Raw genomic sequence first — 19,721 nt, forward strand, 5'->3', positions numbered from 1 at the left:
TCTTTTTACGAAACCGGAGCAGCGCTTGGAAAGCCTCGGCCTGGGATTTGAAATCATCATCGTGCTGGTGGCCGCCGTGGCCGGCGGCGTCCTGGCGCACCGCTTGAGGCTGCCGGTACTGCTGGGTTACCTGCTGGCCGGCATGCTGGTGTCGCCGCACGGCTTGGGGCTGGTTCAGGACACCGCGGCTATCGAGGGGCTGGCCCAAATCGGCGTCGTCCTGCTGTTGTTCACCCTCGGCCTGGAATTTTCACTGGACGAACTGCGCAAGATCGGCGCCGTGGCGGTGCTTGGGGGTATCGCCCAGATACTGCTCACCGCCCTGGCCGGATTCGGGCTGGGCTCCGCCCTGGGCTGGCCGGTGGCCGAATCCATCTTTTTCGGCTTCCTGATCTCCCTGTCTTCAACACTGATCGTCCTGAAGCTCCTCCTCGAACGGGGTGAGTTCGACAGCTGCCACGGGCGCATCATGACCGGCATCCTGCTGGTGCAGGACCTGTCGCTGGTGCCGCTGATGATCATCCTGCCGACGCTGGGAACTACGGGCGCCGATGTCGGGCCGGCGCTGCTCGAAGCCGGGCGCAACGCCCTGGGTTTCATCGTGGTCATGCTCGGCGCCGGTTTGTTCCTGCTGCCCAAGGTCCTCGACCGGGTTGCCCGCGCCCGCTCCAGGGAGCTGTTCTTGATTTCGGTGGTTTCGCTGTCGCTGGCGGCGGCCATCGCCGCCGCCTTCTTCGGGGTTTCGGCGGCCGTCGGCGCCTTCATCGCCGGCCTTCTCATCGGCCGGTCGGTCTTCGCCCGGCAGGCGCTGGCCGACATCGTGCCCTTCCGCGATGCTTTCGGCGCGCTGTTCTTCGTTTCCCTGGGCACCCTGGCCGATTTGTCTTTCATCACCGCCAACCCCGGGCTGATCATCGGCGTGGTCGCTTTCATCATCGCGGTGAAGTTTTTTATCTGCGCCGCCATACCCTGGATTTTCGGCTATAACGCGCGCACCGCCCTGTTTACCGGTTTCGGCCTGACCCAGATCGGGGAATTCAGCTTCGTCCTGGCTGGCGTCGGCGTCGCCGCCGGAATCCTCCGTGAGACCACCTACGCCCTGACGCTGGGCGCCGCCATCACCACCATGGTCTTGACTCCTTTCGTCATGTCGGCGGCCCATTTCGCCTACCGGCAGCTGGAGAAGTTCAGGTTCGGCCAGCGGATGCTGAGCCTGCGGGCTGACGAAAGCAATCACGCGGTCCAACCGCTGTCCGGGCACACCATCATCTGCGGCGGCGGCCGGACCTCGGATACCCTGGTGAAGGTCCTGTCACGGCGCAAACTGGCCTACCTGATCATCGATCTGGACCCGCAGGTGATCAAGCGCCTGCGGCGGGCCAGCGTGCCGTCAATCTACGGCGACGCCTCTAACCCGGAAATCCTGGCCTGCGCCGGCCTGGAAAAGGCTAAACTGCTGGTGTGCACCTTCCCCAGCTTCCTCGACGTCGAGATCACGGTGAAAAACGCCCGGAGCGTCAACCCGCGGATCGACATCGTCGCCCGGGTGGAGCGTGACCGGGACGCCGAGACCCTGCGCAATATCGGCGTCAACGAACTGGTCAAGCCGCAGTTCGAAGCCTCGCTGGAGATCACCCGCCACGCCCTGCACCGCTACGGCGTCAACGCTACCGAGATCCAGTACCTGCTGAACAGCCTGCGCCAGGGCACGATGAGTTGAGGACCGCGGGCGGCAGACATATTCCAATAGAAGAGAGGGCTTAAATGGCATATGAAGTCTCGGTCAGGCTGCTGGCCATCACCCCGGACGCCGAACTGCTGACGGAGCAGGCCGGACGGCTGTGCTACGCCAGCGGCAATAAACTGGGCACCAATGAGAACTGGCTGCAGGCGCGCATCAGGCAGGGGCACGAAAGCCTGATCGAGCACGCCTCGGCCACCTTTTACATCAAGGCTTCCCGGGCGCTGACCCACGAGCTCGTCCGCCACCGCATCGCTTCCTATTCCCAGCGCAGCCAGCGCTACGTGAAGGAAACGGCGGCGGACTACATCACTCCGGCCGAGCTCGGCGAGGCCGATGGCGCCGAAGGCATCTTCAACGAAGCCATGTCCGCCGCCTGGGAGGCTTACCGCAGGCTGCTGGAGGCGGGTATCAAACCTGAGATTGCCCGCTACGTCCTGCCCAACGCCTGCGCCACCGAAATCATCTGCACCTGGAACTTCCGGGAAATCCGGCACCTTATCCGGCTGCGCAGCGGCCCGGCCGCCCTGCCGGAGATGCGCCTGGTGGTGGCCGGCATCAAGTCCATCATGCAGGAACAGGCGCCCAAGATCTTCGGGGATATGTAGCCATTCCGGATGCCCGCCGCTGCCCGGTTACGGTAAAATAGAAAGACATGAATATCGCAGTCAGACAGGCGACGGCCGCCGACGCGCCGGTGATAGTCAATCTCATCGAGGCGCTGGCGGAATATGAGGCGCTCGAACCTCCGACCGATGCCGCCCGAGCCCGCCTGGCGGCGGAGCTGGCCTCGCCCAGGCCCCGTTTCGAAGCCTTCATCGCCGAATGCGGCGGCGAACCGGCCGGTTTCGCTTTAGTATTTGAAACCTACTCCAGCTTCCTGGCGAAGCCGAAATTATATCTGGAAGACATCTTCGTGCTGCCGGCCTTCCGCCGCCACGGAGTTGGCAAAGCCCTTTTTGAACACCTCGCGGCCGCAGCCAGGCGGCGCGGCTGCGCCGTGATGGAGTGGACGGCGCTGGACTGGAATAGCCCCGCTCATAAATTCTACGGCAAAATGGGCGGGCGGCACCTCAAAGCCTGGCAGGTCTTCCGCCTCGATCTCGATGCCCCCTGACCATCGCCGAGGCTCAAACCGGCGGCATCGGGTGCGTTGATGCGGTCTTTGCCTTATCATATTAATATGTACACCCTCATCAGGAGAATGTTATGTCTACCCGCTGGAAAATAGCCCTGGGCAGCGTCCTGGCCGTAGTACTGATAGCTTTTTCCTTCGGCGCGGGGTATTTCACCGCGCTGCTGGCGCCGGCCTCCGGCGATGAACTCGACCGCGTTGTCGATGCCTGGGACACCATCGCCGGCCGCTACGTCGAGCCGGACAAAATCGACCGGAACGCCCTGGCCGAAGCGGCCATCCGGGGTATGATGGACTACCTGAACGACCCCTATTCGGCTTACCTCGACGCCGCGGGCTACGCCGCCATGCAGGACGATTTCGAAGGCACCTACAGCGGCATCGGGGCGGAGATGGGGCTGCGCGACGGCCGGCTGGTGGTTATCGCCGTTTATCCCGGCTCCCCCGCCGCCAGGGCCGGCATGCAGGCCGGCGACCGCATCGCCGCCGTCAACGGCGCCTCCACCGAGGGATTGACCCTGGCTGAATTGGGTCCGCTGGTGCGAGGCGAACTCGGTACCCAGGTCACTATCACCATCGACCGCGGCGGCGCCGCGTTGTCTTTCACCATGACCCGGGAGACGATCACCCCGCCTTCCATCAGGTTCGAGATGCTGGGAACGGTGGCTCATATCGAGATCTTCAGCTTCAATCAGCACGCCGATGAAGATCTGCTGCCGATCATCCAGGGGTTGTCCTCAAACGGCGCCACCTCGATCATCCTGGACCTCCGGGGCAATCCCGGCGGATTGGTGACCACGGTGGTCAACACCGCTTCATATTTCCTTCGCGACAGCGTGGTGCTGACCATCCGGGACAGCGACGGCGCCACAACCACCCACCGGACGGTTACCCAGGGGGCGTTTACCAACCTGCCGATGGTGGTGCTGGTGGACGGCTTTTCCGCCTCCGGTTCAGAAGTGCTGGCCGGGGCTTTGCAGGACCACGGCCGGGCGGTGGTGGCCGGCGCCCAGACTTTCGGCAAAGGCAGCGTCAATCAGTTGTTCCCGCTGCCCGGGGACACCGGCATCTATCTGACTATCGCCCGGTGGCTGACCCCGGACGGCCACCTGATAGAGGGCGTGGGCATCACCCCGGACTATCCGCTGGAGCTGACCGGCGGCGGCCTGCTGGACTGGGCGTTGGATTACCTCGCGGCCGGCTAAAAGGCCCAAAATATAAGAGAAGGGAGCCCTGCGGGGGCTCCCTCTTAATCCAAGCGCCGATCCGGTCCTGATCAGTTCTGGCCGGCGGTCTTCAGCACCGAGTCAACCATGGCCGCGGTGGCGTCGAGGCTGTCCAGATCAAGCGAAAGGCCAAGTTCTCTCAGTTCGGCGTATCCCAGGCCGCGGAATTTCTTCCGGGCGGCCGAGCGGCACATCTCGTCATAAAGATCTATCCACTGGGTTCCGGCGCGGCGGGCGCAGAGGAGGACGAATTCGTGGAGGTGGGGGTGAGTCATAACGACGGCATTATAACCGAAGATATCCGCGGCATATCAAGAACGAATAAATGGAAATAGAGGCATCCAGCGCCTGATGTCATAGCCTTTGTTCAGTATCCAGACCGCCGCTATCTCTATCTTTCGCTATCATCACGCTGTGCTACCCTGGACAAGCCCGCCCGGAAGTGCTGATAATCAAAAGTGTCGAGGCAGTCTGGACGCCTGGCTAAGGGGAAGGATCTTAATATTAAAGGCCAAGCCGAGCTGTAAGCCGAGTTCTGTATCCTTCAAAGAAGGACGGCAGCCATCTATCTAGCCCCGCCGTTACCGGCGGGATCATGCGGCCAACCCGGGGACAGCGCGGACACGCCTTAAGTCCCCCTATTTGGCCTTGCTCCGGGTGGGGTTTTCACGGCCGGACGGTCTCCCGCCCGCCGGTGAGCTCTTAACTCGCCATTTCACCCTTGCCCGCATCCCGAAGGACCGCTGGCGGTATGTTTCTGTGGCACTTTCCGTAGGGTCGCCCCTCCCGGGCGTTACCCGGCACCCTGTCCGTCGGAGCTCGGACTTTCCTCCCGGGCCCGAAGGCCCCGGCGGCTGCCCGCTCGGCTTGGCGGTAATTACTTTAGCTGAATGATATCTTTATGTCAATTTATAGGTCGAAACTCTGGCCATACTCCGGCGCCGTCACCGGCCAGCCGGTGCGCCGCGCCAGTTCCCCGGCAAACTCTTTTTCGATATCTTCCTCGCCGTGGGTCACGAAAACCTGCTTCAGCGGACGCTTGAAAGACGAAGCCCAGTCGAGGAGTTCGCTCCGCCCGGCGTGGGCGGACAGCCCGGGGACCTGTTCGATCCTGGCTTTGACCTCGTATTCCCGGCCGAGAATCCTGACCGGCGTGGTGCCGCTCAGGATCACCCGTCCCAATGTGCCGCGGGCCTGGTAGCCGACGAACAGGATGGTGCTTTCAGCTCTTGAGATGTTATTGATGAGATGATGTTTGATGCGGCCGCCGGTGGCCATGCCCGAACCGGCGATAATGATGGCGGGACTCCTGTCATCGGCGATCGCCCGGGAGGCGGATGCCGAAGCCGTCAGCTTGAGGCCGCCGAACTCAAAAGGGGAACCTTTGCGGTAATTGTCGATCTCTCCGCCCCAGAGTTCCGGGTGCCGGGTGAAGATCTCGGTCAGCTTGATCGCCATCGGGCTGTCGACGTACACCGGCAGCCGCGCCACCCTGCCGGAAGCCAGCAGCCTCTTCAGATAAAACAGCAGTTCCTGAGTCCGCTCCAGCGCGAAGGCCGGGATGATGACGTTGCCGCCGCGGTTCACCGTTTCATTGATGATATCGCCCAGTTTGCCTTCGACTTCCTCAGCCGGAGGGTGTTCGCGGTCGCCGTAGGTGGATTCAATGACCAGATAGTCCAGCGTCGACCGGGGAAGCGAAGGCGCGTCCTGCAGCGGCCTTTCCGGCCGGCCGATATCCCCTGAGAAACAGATGGTGCGCTCCGCCCTGCCCGACTTGAACTCGAGATAAATCATGGCTGATCCCAGGACATGCCCGGCGTCGGCGAAGACGGCTGTTGTTCCATCGAAGGCGACCGGTTTGCCATACTCAATCGGCCGGAACATTGGAACGCAGGCCTGGGCGTCTTCCACAGTATACAGCGGTTCTTCCGGGTACGGGCCGCTGCGTCCCTCGCGGCGGTGGCGCCGCTTTTTGGCGTCGGCGTCTTCTTCCTGGATGCGGGCCGAGTCCAGCAGCATGACCTCGGCCATCTCCAGCGTGGCATCAGTGGCGTAGACCCTGCCTTTGAAGCCGTCGCGCACCAGTTTGGGCAGTAGGCCGATATGATCAAGGTGGGCGTGGGTCAGGAGCACGGCTTCGATCTTGGCCGGTTCCAGCGGCGAGGGGTCCCAGTTGCGCGACAGGAACTCCCGCTCCTGGTACAGCCCGCAGTCTACCAGAAGCTGGGTATGGGTATCCTCGAAAAGATAACGCGAACCGGTGACATTGCCCGCCGCGCCGAGGAAGGTGAGTTTAGGCATGATTATACGATAGCGCAATAGCTACCCGCGGGCAACTTGAGCGCGTTTCAGGAAGCATGGCCATGGCCGACTGTCATCTGCCGGGATATTCCTCGTCCGCCGGCACCTCCGCGCCGCCGTCATCGGTGTCCTCGCCCAGGGCTTCTTTGACCTCATCGGCCAGCCTGGCCGCCCGGGGGTAGCCTATATGGAGCTTGCGCTGTAAGAACGACGCCGAGATGGTCCCCGTCTCCTCCGCCAGCTGCATCGCGGTATCGAACAGGCTGTCGCGCTGTTGCTTGCCGGTGATGCCGGGCATCGGAGCCTGGGCAGCGGAGAGTTCCTCCACCTTGAGCATCGGCGCCTGGGCCTCCGGGTGCTGCCCGTTCCAGAAATAGACCAGCCGCTCCGTCTCCAGGTCGGAGACATAGCAGCCCTGCAGTCTCTTGGGCTTGGCGGCGTCGGTGGGCATATAGAGCATGTCGCCGCGGCCGAGCAGCTTTTCGGCGCCGACGGAATCAAGAATGGTGCGGGAATCCACCTGGGAGGTCACGGCAAAGGAAATGCGGGTGGGGAAGTTGGCTTTTATGAGGCCGGTGATGACGTCCACCGACGGCCGCTGGGTGGCGACGACGAGGTGGATGCCCACGGCGCGGGCCATCTGCGCCAGCCGGCAAAGCAGGTGTTCCACGTCGTCGAAACCGGCCATCATCAGATCCGCCAGTTCGTCGATGACCAGGATGAGATAAGGCATTTTCTCGATGCCCGTTTTCTTGTTGTAGGCATCGATGTTGCGGGCGGTGACCTCGGCCATCCGCTTATAGCGCCGGTCCATTTCGCCGGCCAGCCACTTGAGGGCGCCGATGGCTTTATCGACATCGACGATGACCGGCGCCGCCAGGTGGGGCATCGAGTTATACGGCGTGAGTTCGACCCGCTTGGGATCGATCATGATGAAGCGTACCTCGTTGGGGGTGTTGTTCATCAGGATGCAGCAGATGAGGGCATTGAGGCATACCGTCTTGCCGGAGCCGGTGGCGCCGGCAATGAGCAAGTGCGGCATTTTGGCCAGGTCGCCGACCACCGCTTCGCCGCCGGCCCCCTTGCCCAGAGCCACCGCCAGCGGCGCTTTCGCCTTGAGCTTCTGGAAGGCGGTGGTTTCCATGACGGTGCGCATGCTCACCGAGCCCAGCATGGTGTTGGGGACTTCGATGCCGACCAGCGACTTGCCGGGGATGGGCGCCTCGATGCGGATCGACGGCGCGGCCAGCGCCAGAGCCAGGTCGTTGGCCAGGCTGGAGATGCGGTCAACCTTGACCCGCGTCCGCCCCGTTTCCACCTGCTTGCTGACGACGTTGCCGTCTTTATCTTTTTCCTTGAGTTCCTTGACCCGGCGGTCCCAGCCGGGTTCGACGCCGAACTGGGTGACCGTCGGCCCGGCGTTGATCTGGACCACGCTGCCCTCGACGCCGTAGGACGCCAGGGCATCCTCGATCATCCGGGCCCGCTGCTGGTTGTCGGCCTCGCCGTACTCGATTTCAGGGGTGTAATCCAGAATATCCATCGGCGGCAGCCGCCAGCCGTCCGTCATTAAAAGGGCTGCCGTTTCGCCGTACTTGCGCCAGACATCCTGGGCGACCTGCTTCAGGTCGCGCGGTTCCCCCGCTTTTTCACTCTTGACTTCATCTTTGACCGCGCCGGAAGCCGCGGCTTTGTCCTCGGCGCCGACCAGCGTCGAGGCCGGGATGGCCGTTTCCGCTTTCGCCGGGGCGGGATCGGGGACAGTCCGATCAACTACCGAAGCGGTGCGGAGCGGGCGGCCGCCGGCCGGCGGCGGGTTAAGCTGGAAGCCTTCCGGCATCGGCCGGTCCCTATCAACGCGGAACGGGCGGCTGAGCGCGGCGCCCAGCCGCTTCGCCGCTTTCCAGGCCGGCGCCGGGACAAGTAAAATCAAAGCGAGCAGAAACAGGACCAGCACCCGGAAGACGCCGCGGGCGCCGGTATCGGAGCCGATGATAGACAGCCCGATCGCCCCGCCCGCCCCGGCCAGGCCGAGCAGCCCCCAGACGGCGATGATAAGGACGGCGGCCCCCAGCCAGCGGTACCAGTAAATGAAAGTCGTCTGCTTAGCGAAGGCGATGACGGATTCGCGTTTGAACACCGCCAGAGCCAGGCCGATGCCTAAAAGCACCAGCAGCAGCCCCCAGCCGAAAACCGCCGCCGTGCCGGAGAAGACCTGGTTGATCAGGGTATCGATGCGTTCCCGCTGCCAGATGATCAGCCCTATGACACCGACAACTGCTGCCGCCCTGAGCAACCAGCCCAGGTTCAGCTTTTTCGGCGGGGCTTGCCGGCCGGCGTGCCGTTTGTTGGCCCGCGCCGTTTTAGCGGAGCCGCGTTCCCCGGCCCTCACGGGCTTATTGGACTTGCCATTCCTTGATTTTGACATAAGTGTTCTACAAGACCAGAGTTTATCAGGCGCCGCTGGCGCTGTAAAGAGTACCAAATTCCCCGGCGGCGCGCCCCGGCTACTTCCGGCCGCCGCTCTCCCGGGATGAAGTAACCAGCCGGTAGCCCTGGTGCACCATAAACAGCCCGACCAGCGACAGCCCCATTCTCAGGGCGAAATCGTCGCTGGCGAAAGCCAGGTACTCGGCGTCAATGACGATGCTGGCCAGCAGCACCGCCCCGGCGACGCCGACAACCAGGCCCGCGAGCGTTTTCAACATGCGTCCTCTCCTAAACCGTCACCAGCACCGGCAGCACCATCGGCCGCCGCCGCGTCCGGTCGTAATAGAACTTGGACAGCAGGTCGCGCACCCGGTTGCTGATGACCGTCGAGTCCGAGATCCGCTGTTTTTCTTCCTCGAACAGCCGGGTGACGATGTCCCGGCTCTCTTCCATCAGCGCCCGGCCGGCTTCGGGATCAACGAAGCCGCGTGAGACGATATCCGGCCGCACCGCCAGGTGTCCGGTCGAAGCGTCCAGGGTGACGATGGCCACCACGATGCCGTCCTGGGACAGCATCTTGCGGTTGCGCAGGACGACGCCGTTGATATCGCCCACCGACACGCCGTCGACATAGACGTTGGAGGCCGGGACGTGGCCGGTCACCTTGCCGCCGCCCGGCGCCAGTTCAAGAATATCACCGTCTTCCAGGATGAAAACGTTTTCTTCCGGCACCCCCATATCCCGCGCCAGCTGGGCGTGGAGCTTTAAATGGCGGTACTCGCCGTGGACCGGCACGAAGTATTGCGGCCGGATGAGGCTTTGCAGCAACCGCAGTTCCTCCTGGGAAGCGTGGCCGTGGACATGGACCTTGGCTATCCGGTCATAAAAAACCTGGGCCCCCTGCCGGAACAGGCTGTCGATTGTCTTCGAAACCACCGACTCGTTGCCGGGTATGGGCGAGGCGGAGATGATGACCGTATCGCCCTGCTTGATCTGCACCTCGCGGTGCTCCCGGTTGGCGATGCGGACCAGCGCCGAGGTCGGTTCGCCCTGGGAGCCGGTGGTAATGAGCGCCACCCGGTTGGCCGGGAAGCGGTGCATCTCGGACAGCTCGCCGAGGAGGCCGTCCGCCGCCCTGAGATAACCCATCTTGAGCGCCATTTTGACGATCTCGTTCATGCCGCGGCCGGCGATGAAGACCTTGCGGTTGAACCGGGCGGCGGCGTCCATGACCTGCTGGATGCGCGCCACCAGCGAGGCGAAGGTGGTGACGATCACCCGGCCCGGCGCGGCGGACATGATATTGGAGATGGTCTCGCCGACCACCTTCTCCGACGGGGTGTAGCCGGCCAGTTCAACGTGGGTGGAATCTGCCATCAGGAGCAGCACGCCCTCAGCCCCAACCTGCGCCAGCCGCGACAGGTCAGACGGGCGGCAGTCTACCGGGGTATAGTCCAGCTTGAAATCGCCGGAATGGACGATGGTGCCCACCGGGGTGCGGATGATCAGCCCGGCGGCGTCGGGGATGGAATGGCACATGGCCACGAACTCGATGTTGAACTGCCCCAACTGGAAGCTGCCGCCGGGGCGGACCTCATGAATCCTGGCGTTGTGCACCCTGGATTCTTTGAGTTTGACCGAAATCAGGCCGTGAGGCAGCGGGGCACAGTAAATGGGCACGTCGAGCTGGGGCAGGACATAGGCCAGGGCGCCGATATGGTCTTCATGGCCGTGGGTGATGATGATGCCGCGGACTTTATCCTTGTGCTCCACCAGGTAGGTGACATCCGGGATGACCAGGTCGATGCCCGGCATATCTTCTTCTGGGAACATCAGGCCGCAGTCGATGACGATGATGTCGTCGGCGTATTCGACGACCATCATGTTCTTGCCGATCTCCCCCAGGCCGCCAAGCGGAATGATCCTGATCTTGGAGCCCGGCCCGCGGCGGGGCGGCGGGGCGGCTTGCGGGGCGCGGCACTGGGCGCTAGAAACCGAAGAGTTTGAGCTGGCTGTGGGCTTCCGCCGGCGCCGGCTCGGTCTGGGCGGCTGGGGCTGCTGGTCGTTCACTTTTTCTTATATCCTCGAGTATTTTGGGCAGTTTGAGCATGTCCGCTTCGATGACGGAGCGCAGCGATCCCTGGTGCAGCGCCGCCGCCGGGTGATACATGGCGAAACAGGTGTAAGCGCCACATTTTTCAGCCTGGCCGTGGATCCGGGAGATGGTCGCCCCGGGGAAAAAGCGGGCCATCGAAAATCGGCCGAGGGTGACGATCACTTTAGGCTTGATAATTTCAAGCTGCCGGTCCAGCCATGGCTTGCAGGCCAGAATCTCTTCCGGCAGCGGGTCGCGGTTGCCCGGCGGCCGTGATTTGACGATATTGGTGATGTAAACATCCTGGCGTTTTAAGCCGATGGATTCGATTAGCTGGGTCAGGAACTGGCCCGCCGCGCCGCAGAACGGCCGGCCGGTCTGGTCTTCGTTGAAGCCCGGACCTTCGCCGATGAACATGATCTCGGCGCTCGGGTTGCCCTCGCCGGGTACGGCATAGGTGCGGCCGGCGGCCAGGGCGCAGCGCCGGCAGCCGGCGATTTCGCGGGCCAGGGCCTCCAGGGCAGTGGCATCAGCCATGAGTTAATCGTTGAAGCGTCATTCAAAGGCATATTAACACCGGAGTGGGGCGGAGTCAATCGATACTCGTTCACCATTTCGAAGCGACCTCTAATCTAATGGAACAAGCCGCTACAAGACACAAAAATGATCAATTCTCAGTAACTATCCCGTGAATAAGCAACTTGGCTGGGAGAATATCATCAAGATTCATTACATCTTTTTCAGAAAGCTCAATGAGATTGAGATTATTTTTTGAATAGATGCTTAGTTTTTCTTTTTTACGAGTTTGATATTGAACGTCTTCCAACCCCCAGTACTCCAAATATACTTTTTGGGTCGGGATATAAAAATCGCAATAAATATCTTCCTCGACTGGAAGTTTTCTCTCGTAAGCATGGACTATCTTTGCATCATATAACCAGTTATCAATTATTATCTCAGACTTCGAACGCACCATGTGCCCATCTTTCGCCCGGTGTTCAGCTTTGAATTTTTCCCGAAACCCCACCTGCTGATCGCCCTCTTTGGGCGTTTGCATTAATTGCGGTGAAACGTCACCCTGAGATTCTCTGATACTTGCGTTTATTATTTGGTTGCTAAGGAGGTTCGCAGGCCAACGAACAAAAGAGATGCCTGTATTCGCGTAGCGCTCTTCCACTCCACCCAGTTTCCGCCCCAATTCGGTAACGTGCCAGCCTTTGTTTTGTTCACGCGGGTCTTTTCTAATATATCCAAGTTCGGAGAGTATGGAGTTGATTCTTTCCCCTGACATATTGAAACTTTTTCCAATTGTGCTTGCAGTTATCATCTCCTGCGTCGTTTGTTTTTTCAACCACGTTTGATATTCATCCTTTATGTTGTAAGGCCATGCGATATACCTACCATACTGACTTTCTTTGTAGACACCACCTTTGCTAACGCCTAATTTCGTAAGCTCCCAAGTGTTATTTTCAGTATTCCTGAAGATATATCCCACTTCGGCAAAATCTTGAAAGACACTTTGCGAGTTCACACTCAGTTCTTTGGCTATACCAGAAATTGAAATCTCCTTTAAATGCTCGCCCATCTTGCTACCTTAATCCTCCCTATACTGAGTGTGTTATCGCGTATTGTATCAATCATCAATACTATTGACTAATCAATCACAACCTCCATCCCGTACAACAGGTTCATCGCCTCCGGCAAAGAAAACCTGGCGCCTTTAAGATTGTTGTGATAGGCGCTGATGGCATAGTTTTTGGCACCCCGGAAGTCCGCACCGGCTAGATTGGTCTTGAAAAAACGGCTGTTTTCAAAGTCGGTGCCGGTGAACACGCCGCCGCTTAAGTCCGCTTCGATAAACGCGGCTTCTTTGGCTTCGCACTTCTCTATCCGGATACCGGGAATGGTCAGCAGCTTGAAATTGGAGTAATTGATCTTGCAGCCGCAGAATTCCAGCTCCTCGATGGCTTCGGCCAGCGTCCAGTCCATGCCCACCACCTGGGAATTGATGAACTTGACCCCGGTGAACCGGGAATTCGGCGGTTTGACGGCAATCAACCGGCATTCAATGAAGCGGCAGTCGATGAATTTACAGCCGTCCAGCCTGACCTCGATGAAGCTGCACTTCCGGAATTCGCAGCCTTCGTACTGCCTGCCCTGCAGCGTCTGCTGCGACATGACCAGGCTGTCGAATATTTCGTCGCTGTAAAGAATCTGTGTGTGAGGCACGGGCGCATTATACTCCAGGGAAGCGCCGCTCTCTACGCCAGGTTGATTGAACCGCGGAACGCATCGTCTTATAATCCGCTGGGACGTTTAGCTTGAGGAGTCGCCGGCCGTACCACCATGCGCAAGCTTCTATTGCTGCAGCCGCCGTCCCTGACCAGGGTTCACCGGGGCCTCTATAATCTTGCCGCCCTGGCGACTTATGTCGAGGGTTTCTGCGAAGTCCGCGTCCACGATTCAACGGATGCCGCGCTGGAAACCTGCCTCATTGATTTTCAGCCGCACATTGTTGGCATCACTTCGTATACCGTTACCTACGGCGAAAGCATCGAGCAAATGAGGATTGTGAAAGATGTCCTGCCGCAGGCTATCAGGCTTATCGGCGGTTCCCACATCAGCTGCCTGCCTGAAAGCCTTGACCCGGTATTCGATGCCGGAGTTGTCGGCGACGGGGAAGAAACCCTCAAAGAGATCATCGAGCGGGGAAGCCGGGACACGCTGGGCTCTATCCGCGGCTTGTGCTGCCGAAAAGACGAACGCGTCATTCTAAACCCGAGGCCCCCGGTAGATCCGGGCACGCTGCCTGTTCCCAAGCTTCACGTCTACGCGCCGCATGTCTATCAAAGCGGCTGTGTCGGCTTTATAACTTCCCGCGGCTGCCCGTTTCACTGCGCTTTCTGCTACAACCCGGCAATGCAGAACCGGCTGCGGAACTACCCGGTAGCGTGGGTCGCCGACCAGTTTGAATATGCCATGAAGGTCCTGGGCGCGGGCTACCTGATGATGCTGGATGACACGGTGAGCCTGAGCGCCGAAAGGTTGAGTGCCATCCGCGCCGAATTGGACCGCCGCCGCTTGGGCTCATTCCAGGCGGCGGTCAATATCCGCAGTTCGACCGTAAACGACGGTCTTTGCCAGGCATTGAAGGATCTGAATGTCGTCAGCTGGAACTGCGGGTTCGAATCCGGCTCTGACCGGGTTCTCAAGCGGATCAAAGGCCGCTCCGCGAGCGTCGCAAAGCATTATGAACTGGTATGCCAGGCTGACCGTTACAATGTCGCTTTGAACGGTTCGTTCATGTTCGGCGCCCCCGGCGAGACGGCGTCCGATATGGAGAGTACCCTGTCGTTCATGGAGTACCTGTCGGCGGAAAAAAAGGCCGGGCGTTACCGCGGCGGGTTCTGGTCGTTCTGCGCCACGCCGCTTCCGGGTACGGCATGGTGGCAAACCGCCTTAAGCCACGGCAAGGTCGGCATCCCCATGGACTGGAGCAAGCTGGATATCAAATCTTTCGACCACCATCTGCTGCTCGATGCGTCCGTCTCCGACAAAGCATGGCGGGGAATTGTGGAACGCGCCGCCGCCGTCGCTCGGGAAGCCAACAGCTACGCCTGGTCGCCGGGCTAGATTTTTTCCGCTTCTATAAGGTCGACGGAATATACGTAAGCCATGGTGTCCTGCGCCTGAAGACGCCACTCGATGCCGCTTGTTTCACTCAGAATCCGGTAGCGGAAACCGCACCAGGGCAGTGCGTTGCCGGTCAATAAGTCGAGGACGAAAGCGTGGGGCGCCTGCTCCGGGGTTTCCAGCCATCCTTTGCTGATGCTTTCAGTCCAGGTGTAAGGAGAACTGAGCAGCAGCCGGCCGCCCGGCTTCAGAGCCGCGTCCATTTGGCCTAAAGCCAGAAGCGGCTGCGCCACGGAATCGATGACATTCAGGGCGCTGACCGAATCGAAGGTCTCCATCAGGAACGGCGGATTATGAATATCGGCCAGGACAAAAATTACATTTTCCGGCGGAACAAATTCGGATTCAACCTCTCTGTCGGCCATCGCCCGGTGCTTTTTGCGGAAGTTCGCCCGGCCTTTGCGCTGGATGGCGGCGGCCGCCTCCAGGTAGCTGGAGTTGGCGTCTACTCCGACGGCTAGAGACGCGTGGCGGGCGGATTCGAAGGTATAGCGCCCCACACCGCAGCCGGCGTCGAGGTGCGGCCCGCCGGGGCGCGGCGTGCCGGTGATCTTGTTCCAGTAAACGGCGTTGGTGCTTCCATAGTGGGAATCTAAATACTGGTTGAGTTGAATTTCAGTGGAATTTATGCCTTCGATGAACCGCGGTACGCCGTTCCTGATTGGATAGCGGGCGCCGCAATTGGGACATTCCAGGCTACCGGAGATAATGTGATGCCCTTCAGTTTCGTCGGGCCGGCAGCTGAGACGGTACTGGACTATCCGATCGTCCGTCTGGCGGCATGACGTACAGTAAAGCCCGATCCTCTCCAGCGCCTCCGCCAGCATTCTAACTCTCTGATGCCATGAAATGACCGGCTTCTCTTCTTCACCCGGAACCGGCGGTGATTACTTGCCCTGTCCCGCCGCAGTGCCGGGTCTCAGCCCCGATCCGAACCGCCCGCCGTCCATTGATCGTCACGTTGGAATCGGGACCGGCGCTGGTAATTTCGTATGTGTTGGGCCCGCAGCAGGCGGCGTGGACGCCCCGGTCGCCTACCCGGGCTGCCGGTCGGCCGTTGATCAGGACGTTGGGACTGCCGCTGATGATCGGCCCAATCGTCGGATGAGGGCAGGCGGGGCAGCCATGCGCGTCGTCAGGGCATTGCGCTTTATCTCCTATCGCCGCATATCCTGCGGATGACACGGCGTTGACGTTGATGGATTTCTCGTATTTTTTCCCGCCCACTTCAATAGATACTGTGAGCCGGTTGGAGCCGGCGGAATTGAAAGTCGGGCGGGTGGTGGCACCTATTTCAGGGCTGAAAGACGCGGTGCCGCTCCATCTCACATTATGGGACATATCCGTGCCGTTGACCGAACAGGTGGCGCCGAAACTCCAACCGCTGACGAACACGTTCTCGCTCCGGCCGGCAGGGTATCTTATCGCCAGTTTAACCGGGCCATTGGTGTCCTCATCCCCATCATCGTCACTGCTCAGGGCTTCGCGGATTTTCTCAAGTATCTCATCAAGCGTCATGTCATCGCTGAACCCGGCGCACCCGCTCAAGGTGATACCCAGAGTTGACACCATCGATAAAACCAGAAATCTCCTGCGGTCCATCTCAGTCATAGTGCTTTTCCTTCCCGTTAATCACGCCGATGTTATGAACTATTCCGGGGTCACGAACTTCAGCCACGGGCTGATGCTGGCCAGCGGCCGGTCCATATCGAAATTGACCTTCCCCTGGCTGATGGTCATGCTCCGGATGTTGTAGCCTTCCGAAGTCAGGCTGTTGCCGATGCCGTTAAGTATTGAGTCGGTATTGCTCTCAACCCAGCCGAGCGGGACGCTGATGCGACCGATTTCCAGCTTCTCCAGGTCAGAGGTGACCACGTTGTTGGAAATGCTGAGGGTTCCCGCGGCGTAGACATTCACCCATTTGGCGGTCTTGACGATCCCCATGACCGTGTCAACGATGCCCCCGGACACGCCGTAATCTTCCAGTATCTCCTGCAGCCCGGCGACATCGAGCACCCCGGATACCTCTACCTGTCCGCCCTCGCCGAACTTCACCTGGACAAATTTGACCGGGAAATCCGGGATGTCTCCCAGCGACAGCATTGAGGAAGCCTGCTCGTTGGTCAGGCTGCCGGTAACTCTGGTGTATATCAGAGGGTTCTGAATGATGGCTTGAAGTTCGGAAGTGGTCAGCGGCTTTCGCAACGCCGCCAGGCCGTCCGCGGCGCTCTCGGTACTGATTTCCACCCCCAGGTCTCTTGGGGTGTTAGTCCCGAGCAGCTTCGAGGCGATAGGCACGTTGCCCAGAAAATAACCCGCGGCAAAGAAGACTATCAGGAGAAAAGTCAGTAACACGCCGAGGCGGAACAGCCATTTATTCTTCATTAGCGGCAACCTCTTCTATCGCTGCGGTTTCAGGTGAAATTTACATTTCGACGATGATATATTGACGCCTTCAAGCTGTCAATATACTTTTGATATTAATTTGTAAACGTTATGTTGTCACGTTTTCAATATAAAAACGCTGAAGAATACAAACGTTGATTTTTCAACCCAAAAACGACAAAACTCGCTTGACAATTATAGGAACACTTGTGCTATATTACCGGGCGATGATTACGACCGATATCTTGACATGCTCCGCCGAAGAGACCGGTGCGCCCGCTGCGGGTTTTGTTTACCAACCGGACGACTTTCGTTTCCCGCGTTCAGCCCATCGCGGATTTTCGGCTTCGTTTCCCGAAAACACATCTTTTTCCGCGATGAACAAATACAAATCCACCTTCAGCCGGCACACGGAAAAGTATGACGCCCGCCGCCCGACTTGCTATAATGACCCTTGCTCCACGCCCGCCGAGGGGCAGGGCTTTTTGAAAGGAAAAATGTGACCAGACTGCGTTTTGACGACCCCGATATTTACCACGCCATCGCCGCCGAAGATACCCGCCAGCAGGAAACGATAAACCTCATCGCCTCGGAAAACTATGCTTCCAGGGCTATTCTCCAGGCTCAGGGCTCATCCCTGACCAACAAATACGCCGAAGGCTACCCCGGCCGGCGTTACTACGGCGGCTGCCACAACATGGACACCATCGAGACCATCGCCATCGAACGGGCCAAAGAACTGTTCAAGGCGGAGCATGCCAACGTCCAGCCCCACTCCGGCGCCCAGGCCAACATGGCGGCTTACTTCGCCCTGATCAAGCCCGGCGATACCATCATGGGCATGAGCCTGTCCCACGGAGGCCACCTGACCCACGGCGCCAAGGCCAACTTCACCGGCAAAATGTACAACGTGGTGGCCTACGGCCTGGATCAGGCGACGGAGCGCATAGACTACGCCGGTATGGAGAAACTGGCGGATGAGGCGCAGCCCAAGATCATCATGGCCGGCGCCTCGGCTTATCCCCGGATCATCGACTTCGAGCGCATCAGGCACACCTGCGACCGCGTCGGCGCTAAAATGGTGGTGGACATCGCCCACATCGCCGGCCTGGTAGCGGCCGGCGTCCATCCGTCGCCGGTGCCTTACGCCGACATCGTCACCTCAACGACCCATAAAACCCTCCGCGGCCCGCGCGGCGGATTCATCCTGTGCAAGCAGGAATACGCCCACGCCATTGATTCGGCGGTCTTCCCCGGCGTCCAGGGCGGGCCGCTGATGCACGTCCTGGCCGGCAAGGCCGTCGCCTTCCGCGAAGCCGCGACGCCGGAGTTCGCCCAGTACGCCAGGCAGGTGGTGGTCAACACCGCCGTGCTGGGTCGGGAACTGGAGAAATTCGGCTTCCGGCTGGTATCCGGCGGCACCGACAACCACCTGGTGCTGCTTGACCTCACCGCGGCCGGAGTCAACGGTAAAGACGCCGAAGAGGCGCTGGGTCGCTGCAACATCGTAGTCAACCGCAACACGGTCCCGTTCATCGTCAACCAGAAGGCCACCGCGCCCGCCGGCATGCGGCTGGGGACGGCGGCGGTCACCACTCGCGGCTTCGGCGAGGCGGAAATGGTCAGAATCGCCTCCTGGATCAATGAAGTCATCAGCAAATTCGGCAGCTTAGAAATAGAGGAACGCATCGCCGCCGAAGTAAAAACCCTGACGGCCGGATTCCCGGTTCCCGGTATCACCGATTAGCCAGAAAGAGGAATGCCAATGGATGAATTGAAGGTATTCACCGGCAACGCCCACCCGGCGCTGGCCAAAGCCGTCGTCGAGTACCTGGGCATTCCGCTGGGCGGCAGCCAGGTGTTCCAGTTCTCCAACGAGAATATCTTCGTAAAAATCCTGGACAACGTGCGCAACCGCGATACTTTCATCGTTCAGCCGTTTTCGACTCCAGTTAACCAGAGCATACTGGAACTCCTGATCATGATCGACGCCTTAAAACGGGCCTCGGCCGGCCGGATCACCGCCGTCATCCCTTACTATGCTTACGGCCGCACCGATAAAAAAGATCAGCCCCGCGTGCCAATCACGGCCCGCCTGCTGGCGGACCTGTTGACCGTAGCCGGCGCCAACCGCGTGCTCACCGTGGACCTGCACGCCGCCCAGATACAGGGCTTTTTCAACATCCCGGTCGATGAACTGTCGGCCATCAACCTGCTGACCGGCTACATTAAGAAGAAAGAGTTGGCCAATCTGGTGGTGGTAGCCACCGATATCGGTATTTCCAAACGGGCCCGCGACTTCGCCGCCAAGCTGAACGCGCCGCTGGCCATCATCGAGAAGCGCCGCGTCGGCAACGAGGACAAGACAGAGACGCTGAACATCATCGGTGAAGTCAAAGGCCGGATCGCCCTGACCGTTGACGACGAGATCGACACCGCCGGCTCTCTGGTCAATTCTGTTAAGACCCTGCTCGAGGCCGGCGCCACCGAGGTCTATGCCTGCTGCACCCACCCCATCCTCTCAGGGCCGGCCATCAAGCGGATTGAAGCCTCGGCGGTCAGGGAAGTAATCGTCACCGACACCGTGCCAGTGCCGCCCGAGAAACGAACCGGCAAAATTATCGTTCTTCCCGTTGCGCCCCTGCTGGGAGAAGCCATCCACCGCATTCACACCGGCCTTTCGGTCGGCGCTATGTTCCAGCAGGAATGACA

General features: G+C 60.2%; 19 protein-coding genes and 1 other RNA gene. 8 read left to right on the top strand and 12 right to left on the bottom strand.

All coding sequences use genetic code 11. The annotated features are described in order from the left end of the window. Positions 1-25: 25 nt before the first annotated feature. From DEALK_RS09205 to DEALK_RS09220, 4 genes are all read left to right on the top strand, one after another. The gene (locus DEALK_RS09205) at positions 26-1,720 is read left to right on the top strand and encodes a cation:proton antiporter (protein WP_058439922.1); all 1,695 of its coding nucleotides are present in this window, start codon (positions 26-28) and stop codon (positions 1,718-1,720) included. A gap of 44 nt (positions 1,721-1,764) precedes the next feature. After that, on the top strand, positions 1,765-2,349 hold the full coding sequence (gene thyX, locus DEALK_RS09210) for an FAD-dependent thymidylate synthase (protein WP_058439923.1): 585 nt from the start codon (positions 1,765-1,767) through the stop codon (positions 2,347-2,349). A gap of 47 nt (positions 2,350-2,396) precedes the next feature. Continuing rightward, complete coding sequence (locus tag DEALK_RS09215) at positions 2,397-2,858, top strand: GNAT family N-acetyltransferase (protein ID WP_058439924.1); 462 nt, start codon at positions 2,397-2,399, stop codon at positions 2,856-2,858. A gap of 92 nt (positions 2,859-2,950) precedes the next feature. After that, positions 2,951-4,081 carry a S41 family peptidase gene (locus DEALK_RS09220; protein ID WP_058439925.1) on the top strand — a complete coding sequence of 377 codons (1,131 nt, stop codon included), beginning with the start codon at positions 2,951-2,953 and terminating at the stop codon, positions 4,079-4,081. Between the two features lie 71 nt (positions 4,082-4,152). Here the strand turns inward: DEALK_RS09220 and DEALK_RS09225 are convergent, their stop codons facing one another. The 9 genes from DEALK_RS09225 to DEALK_RS09260 form a co-directional block, all read right to left on the bottom strand. After that, the gene (locus DEALK_RS09225; RefSeq protein ID WP_058439926.1) at positions 4,153-4,377 is read right to left on the bottom strand and encodes a hypothetical protein; all 225 of its coding nucleotides are present in this window, start codon (positions 4,375-4,377) and stop codon (positions 4,153-4,155) included. 233 nt (positions 4,378-4,610) lie between these two features. Then, an RNA gene (gene rnpB / locus DEALK_RS09585) (RNase P RNA component class A) lies at positions 4,611-4,972 on the bottom strand. Between the two features lie 39 nt (positions 4,973-5,011). Next, positions 5,012-6,406, bottom strand: coding sequence for an MBL fold metallo-hydrolase RNA specificity domain-containing protein (locus tag DEALK_RS09230; RefSeq protein ID WP_058439927.1), 1,395 nt, complete (start codon positions 6,404-6,406; stop codon positions 5,012-5,014). Between the two features lie 73 nt (positions 6,407-6,479). Further along, positions 6,480-8,834 (bottom strand): DNA translocase FtsK, encoded by a 2,355-nt coding sequence (locus DEALK_RS09235; protein WP_083496435.1) that lies wholly within the window; start codon positions 8,832-8,834, stop codon positions 6,480-6,482. A gap of 79 nt (positions 8,835-8,913) precedes the next feature. Then, entirely contained in the window at positions 8,914-9,114 is a 201-nt protein-coding gene (locus tag DEALK_RS09240; protein ID WP_058439928.1) for a hypothetical protein, read from the bottom strand. Between the two features lie 10 nt (positions 9,115-9,124). Then, entirely contained in the window at positions 9,125-10,765 is a 1,641-nt protein-coding gene (locus DEALK_RS09245) for a ribonuclease J (protein ID WP_186007606.1), read from the bottom strand. Between the two features lie 58 nt (positions 10,766-10,823). Further along, positions 10,824-11,468: a uracil-DNA glycosylase gene (locus DEALK_RS09250; protein WP_058439929.1), complete on the bottom strand. Its 645-nt coding sequence runs from the start codon at positions 11,466-11,468 to the stop codon at positions 10,824-10,826. 130 nt (positions 11,469-11,598) lie between these two features. Next, positions 11,599-12,516 (bottom strand): hypothetical protein, encoded by a 918-nt coding sequence (locus DEALK_RS09255; protein ID WP_058439930.1) that lies wholly within the window; start codon positions 12,514-12,516, stop codon positions 11,599-11,601. Positions 12,517-12,584: 68 nt separating this feature from the next. Further along, positions 12,585-13,160 (bottom strand): pentapeptide repeat-containing protein, encoded by a 576-nt coding sequence (locus DEALK_RS09260; protein ID WP_058439931.1) that lies wholly within the window; start codon positions 13,158-13,160, stop codon positions 12,585-12,587. A 117-nt stretch (positions 13,161-13,277) separates the two neighbouring features. Between DEALK_RS09260 and DEALK_RS09265 the strand changes: the two genes are divergently transcribed. Then, positions 13,278-14,564, top strand: coding sequence for a B12-binding domain-containing radical SAM protein (locus DEALK_RS09265; RefSeq protein WP_058439932.1), 1,287 nt, complete (start codon positions 13,278-13,280; stop codon positions 14,562-14,564). On the opposite strand, the gene DEALK_RS09270 is transcribed toward DEALK_RS09265, so the two are convergent. Genes DEALK_RS09270 through DEALK_RS09280 form a run of 3 tightly spaced genes read right to left on the bottom strand, consistent with a single transcriptional unit; the run spans position 14,561 to position 17,009 of the window. Continuing rightward, on the bottom strand, positions 14,561-15,451 hold the full coding sequence (locus tag DEALK_RS09270; RefSeq protein ID WP_058439933.1) for a methyltransferase domain-containing protein: 891 nt from the start codon (positions 15,449-15,451) through the stop codon (positions 14,561-14,563). The two genes, DEALK_RS09265 and DEALK_RS09270, sit on opposite strands and share 4 nt — an antisense overlap. A gap of 40 nt (positions 15,452-15,491) precedes the next feature. Beyond that, on the bottom strand, positions 15,492-16,235 hold the full coding sequence (locus tag DEALK_RS10305) for a PAAR domain-containing protein (RefSeq protein ID WP_244881605.1): 744 nt from the start codon (positions 16,233-16,235) through the stop codon (positions 15,492-15,494). Between the two features lie 39 nt (positions 16,236-16,274). Further along, a complete protein-coding gene (locus DEALK_RS09280; RefSeq protein ID WP_058439934.1) occupies positions 16,275-17,009 on the bottom strand; it encodes a hypothetical protein in 735 nt (244 codons plus the stop codon). Positions 17,010-17,236: 227 nt separating this feature from the next. Between DEALK_RS09280 and DEALK_RS09285 the strand changes: the two genes are divergently transcribed. The 3 genes from DEALK_RS09285 to DEALK_RS09295 are packed head-to-tail and all read left to right on the top strand — an operon-like array spanning position 17,237 to position 19,719. Continuing rightward, positions 17,237-17,512: a hypothetical protein gene (locus tag DEALK_RS09285; protein WP_058439935.1), complete on the top strand. Its 276-nt coding sequence runs from the start codon at positions 17,237-17,239 to the stop codon at positions 17,510-17,512. After that, positions 17,509-18,756, top strand: coding sequence for a serine hydroxymethyltransferase (locus DEALK_RS09290; RefSeq protein ID WP_058439936.1), 1,248 nt, complete (start codon positions 17,509-17,511; stop codon positions 18,754-18,756). The genes DEALK_RS09285 and DEALK_RS09290 overlap by 4 nt, the downstream gene beginning before the upstream one ends. An 18-nt stretch (positions 18,757-18,774) precedes the next feature. Further along, positions 18,775-19,719, top strand: coding sequence for a ribose-phosphate diphosphokinase (locus DEALK_RS09295; RefSeq protein ID WP_083496437.1), 945 nt, complete (start codon positions 18,775-18,777; stop codon positions 19,717-19,719). Positions 19,720-19,721 lie beyond the last annotated feature (2 nt).

Source organism: Dehalogenimonas alkenigignens (assembly GCF_001466665.1).
Classification (GTDB): Bacteria; Chloroflexota; Dehalococcoidia; order Dehalococcoidales; family Dehalococcoidaceae; genus Dehalogenimonas; species Dehalogenimonas alkenigignens.

Coding starts and splice junctions, on each gene's coding strand:
- thyX (WP_058439923.1), top strand. CDS start 1,765: ATGGCATATGAAGTCTCGGTCAGGCTGCTGGCCATCACCCCGGACGCC.
- DEALK_RS09215 (WP_058439924.1), top strand. CDS start 2,397: ATGAATATCGCAGTCAGACAGGCGACGGCCGCCGACGCGCCGGTGATA.
- DEALK_RS09220 (WP_058439925.1), top strand. CDS start 2,951: ATGTCTACCCGCTGGAAAATAGCCCTGGGCAGCGTCCTGGCCGTAGTA.
- DEALK_RS09225 (WP_058439926.1), bottom strand. CDS start 4,377: ATGACTCACCCCCACCTCCACGAATTCGTCCTCCTCTGCGCCCGCCGC.
- DEALK_RS09230 (WP_058439927.1), bottom strand. CDS start 6,406: ATGCCTAAACTCACCTTCCTCGGCGCGGCGGGCAATGTCACCGGTTCG.
- DEALK_RS09235 (WP_083496435.1), bottom strand. CDS start 8,834: ATGTCAAAATCAAGGAATGGCAAGTCCAATAAGCCCGTGAGGGCCGGG.
- DEALK_RS09240 (WP_058439928.1), bottom strand. CDS start 9,114: ATGTTGAAAACGCTCGCGGGCCTGGTTGTCGGCGTCGCCGGGGCGGTG.
- DEALK_RS09250 (WP_058439929.1), bottom strand. CDS start 11,468: ATGGCTGATGCCACTGCCCTGGAGGCCCTGGCCCGCGAAATCGCCGGC.
- DEALK_RS09255 (WP_058439930.1), bottom strand. CDS start 12,516: ATGGGCGAGCATTTAAAGGAGATTTCAATTTCTGGTATAGCCAAAGAA.
- DEALK_RS09265 (WP_058439932.1), top strand. CDS start 13,278: ATGCGCAAGCTTCTATTGCTGCAGCCGCCGTCCCTGACCAGGGTTCAC.
- DEALK_RS09270 (WP_058439933.1), bottom strand. CDS start 15,451: ATGCTGGCGGAGGCGCTGGAGAGGATCGGGCTTTACTGTACGTCATGC.
- DEALK_RS10305 (WP_244881605.1), bottom strand. CDS start 16,235: ATGACTGAGATGGACCGCAGGAGATTTCTGGTTTTATCGATGGTGTCA.
- DEALK_RS09280 (WP_058439934.1), bottom strand. CDS start 17,009: ATGAAGAATAAATGGCTGTTCCGCCTCGGCGTGTTACTGACTTTTCTC.
- DEALK_RS09285 (WP_058439935.1), top strand. CDS start 17,237: ATGATTACGACCGATATCTTGACATGCTCCGCCGAAGAGACCGGTGCG.
- DEALK_RS09295 (WP_083496437.1), top strand. CDS start 18,775: ATGGATGAATTGAAGGTATTCACCGGCAACGCCCACCCGGCGCTGGCC.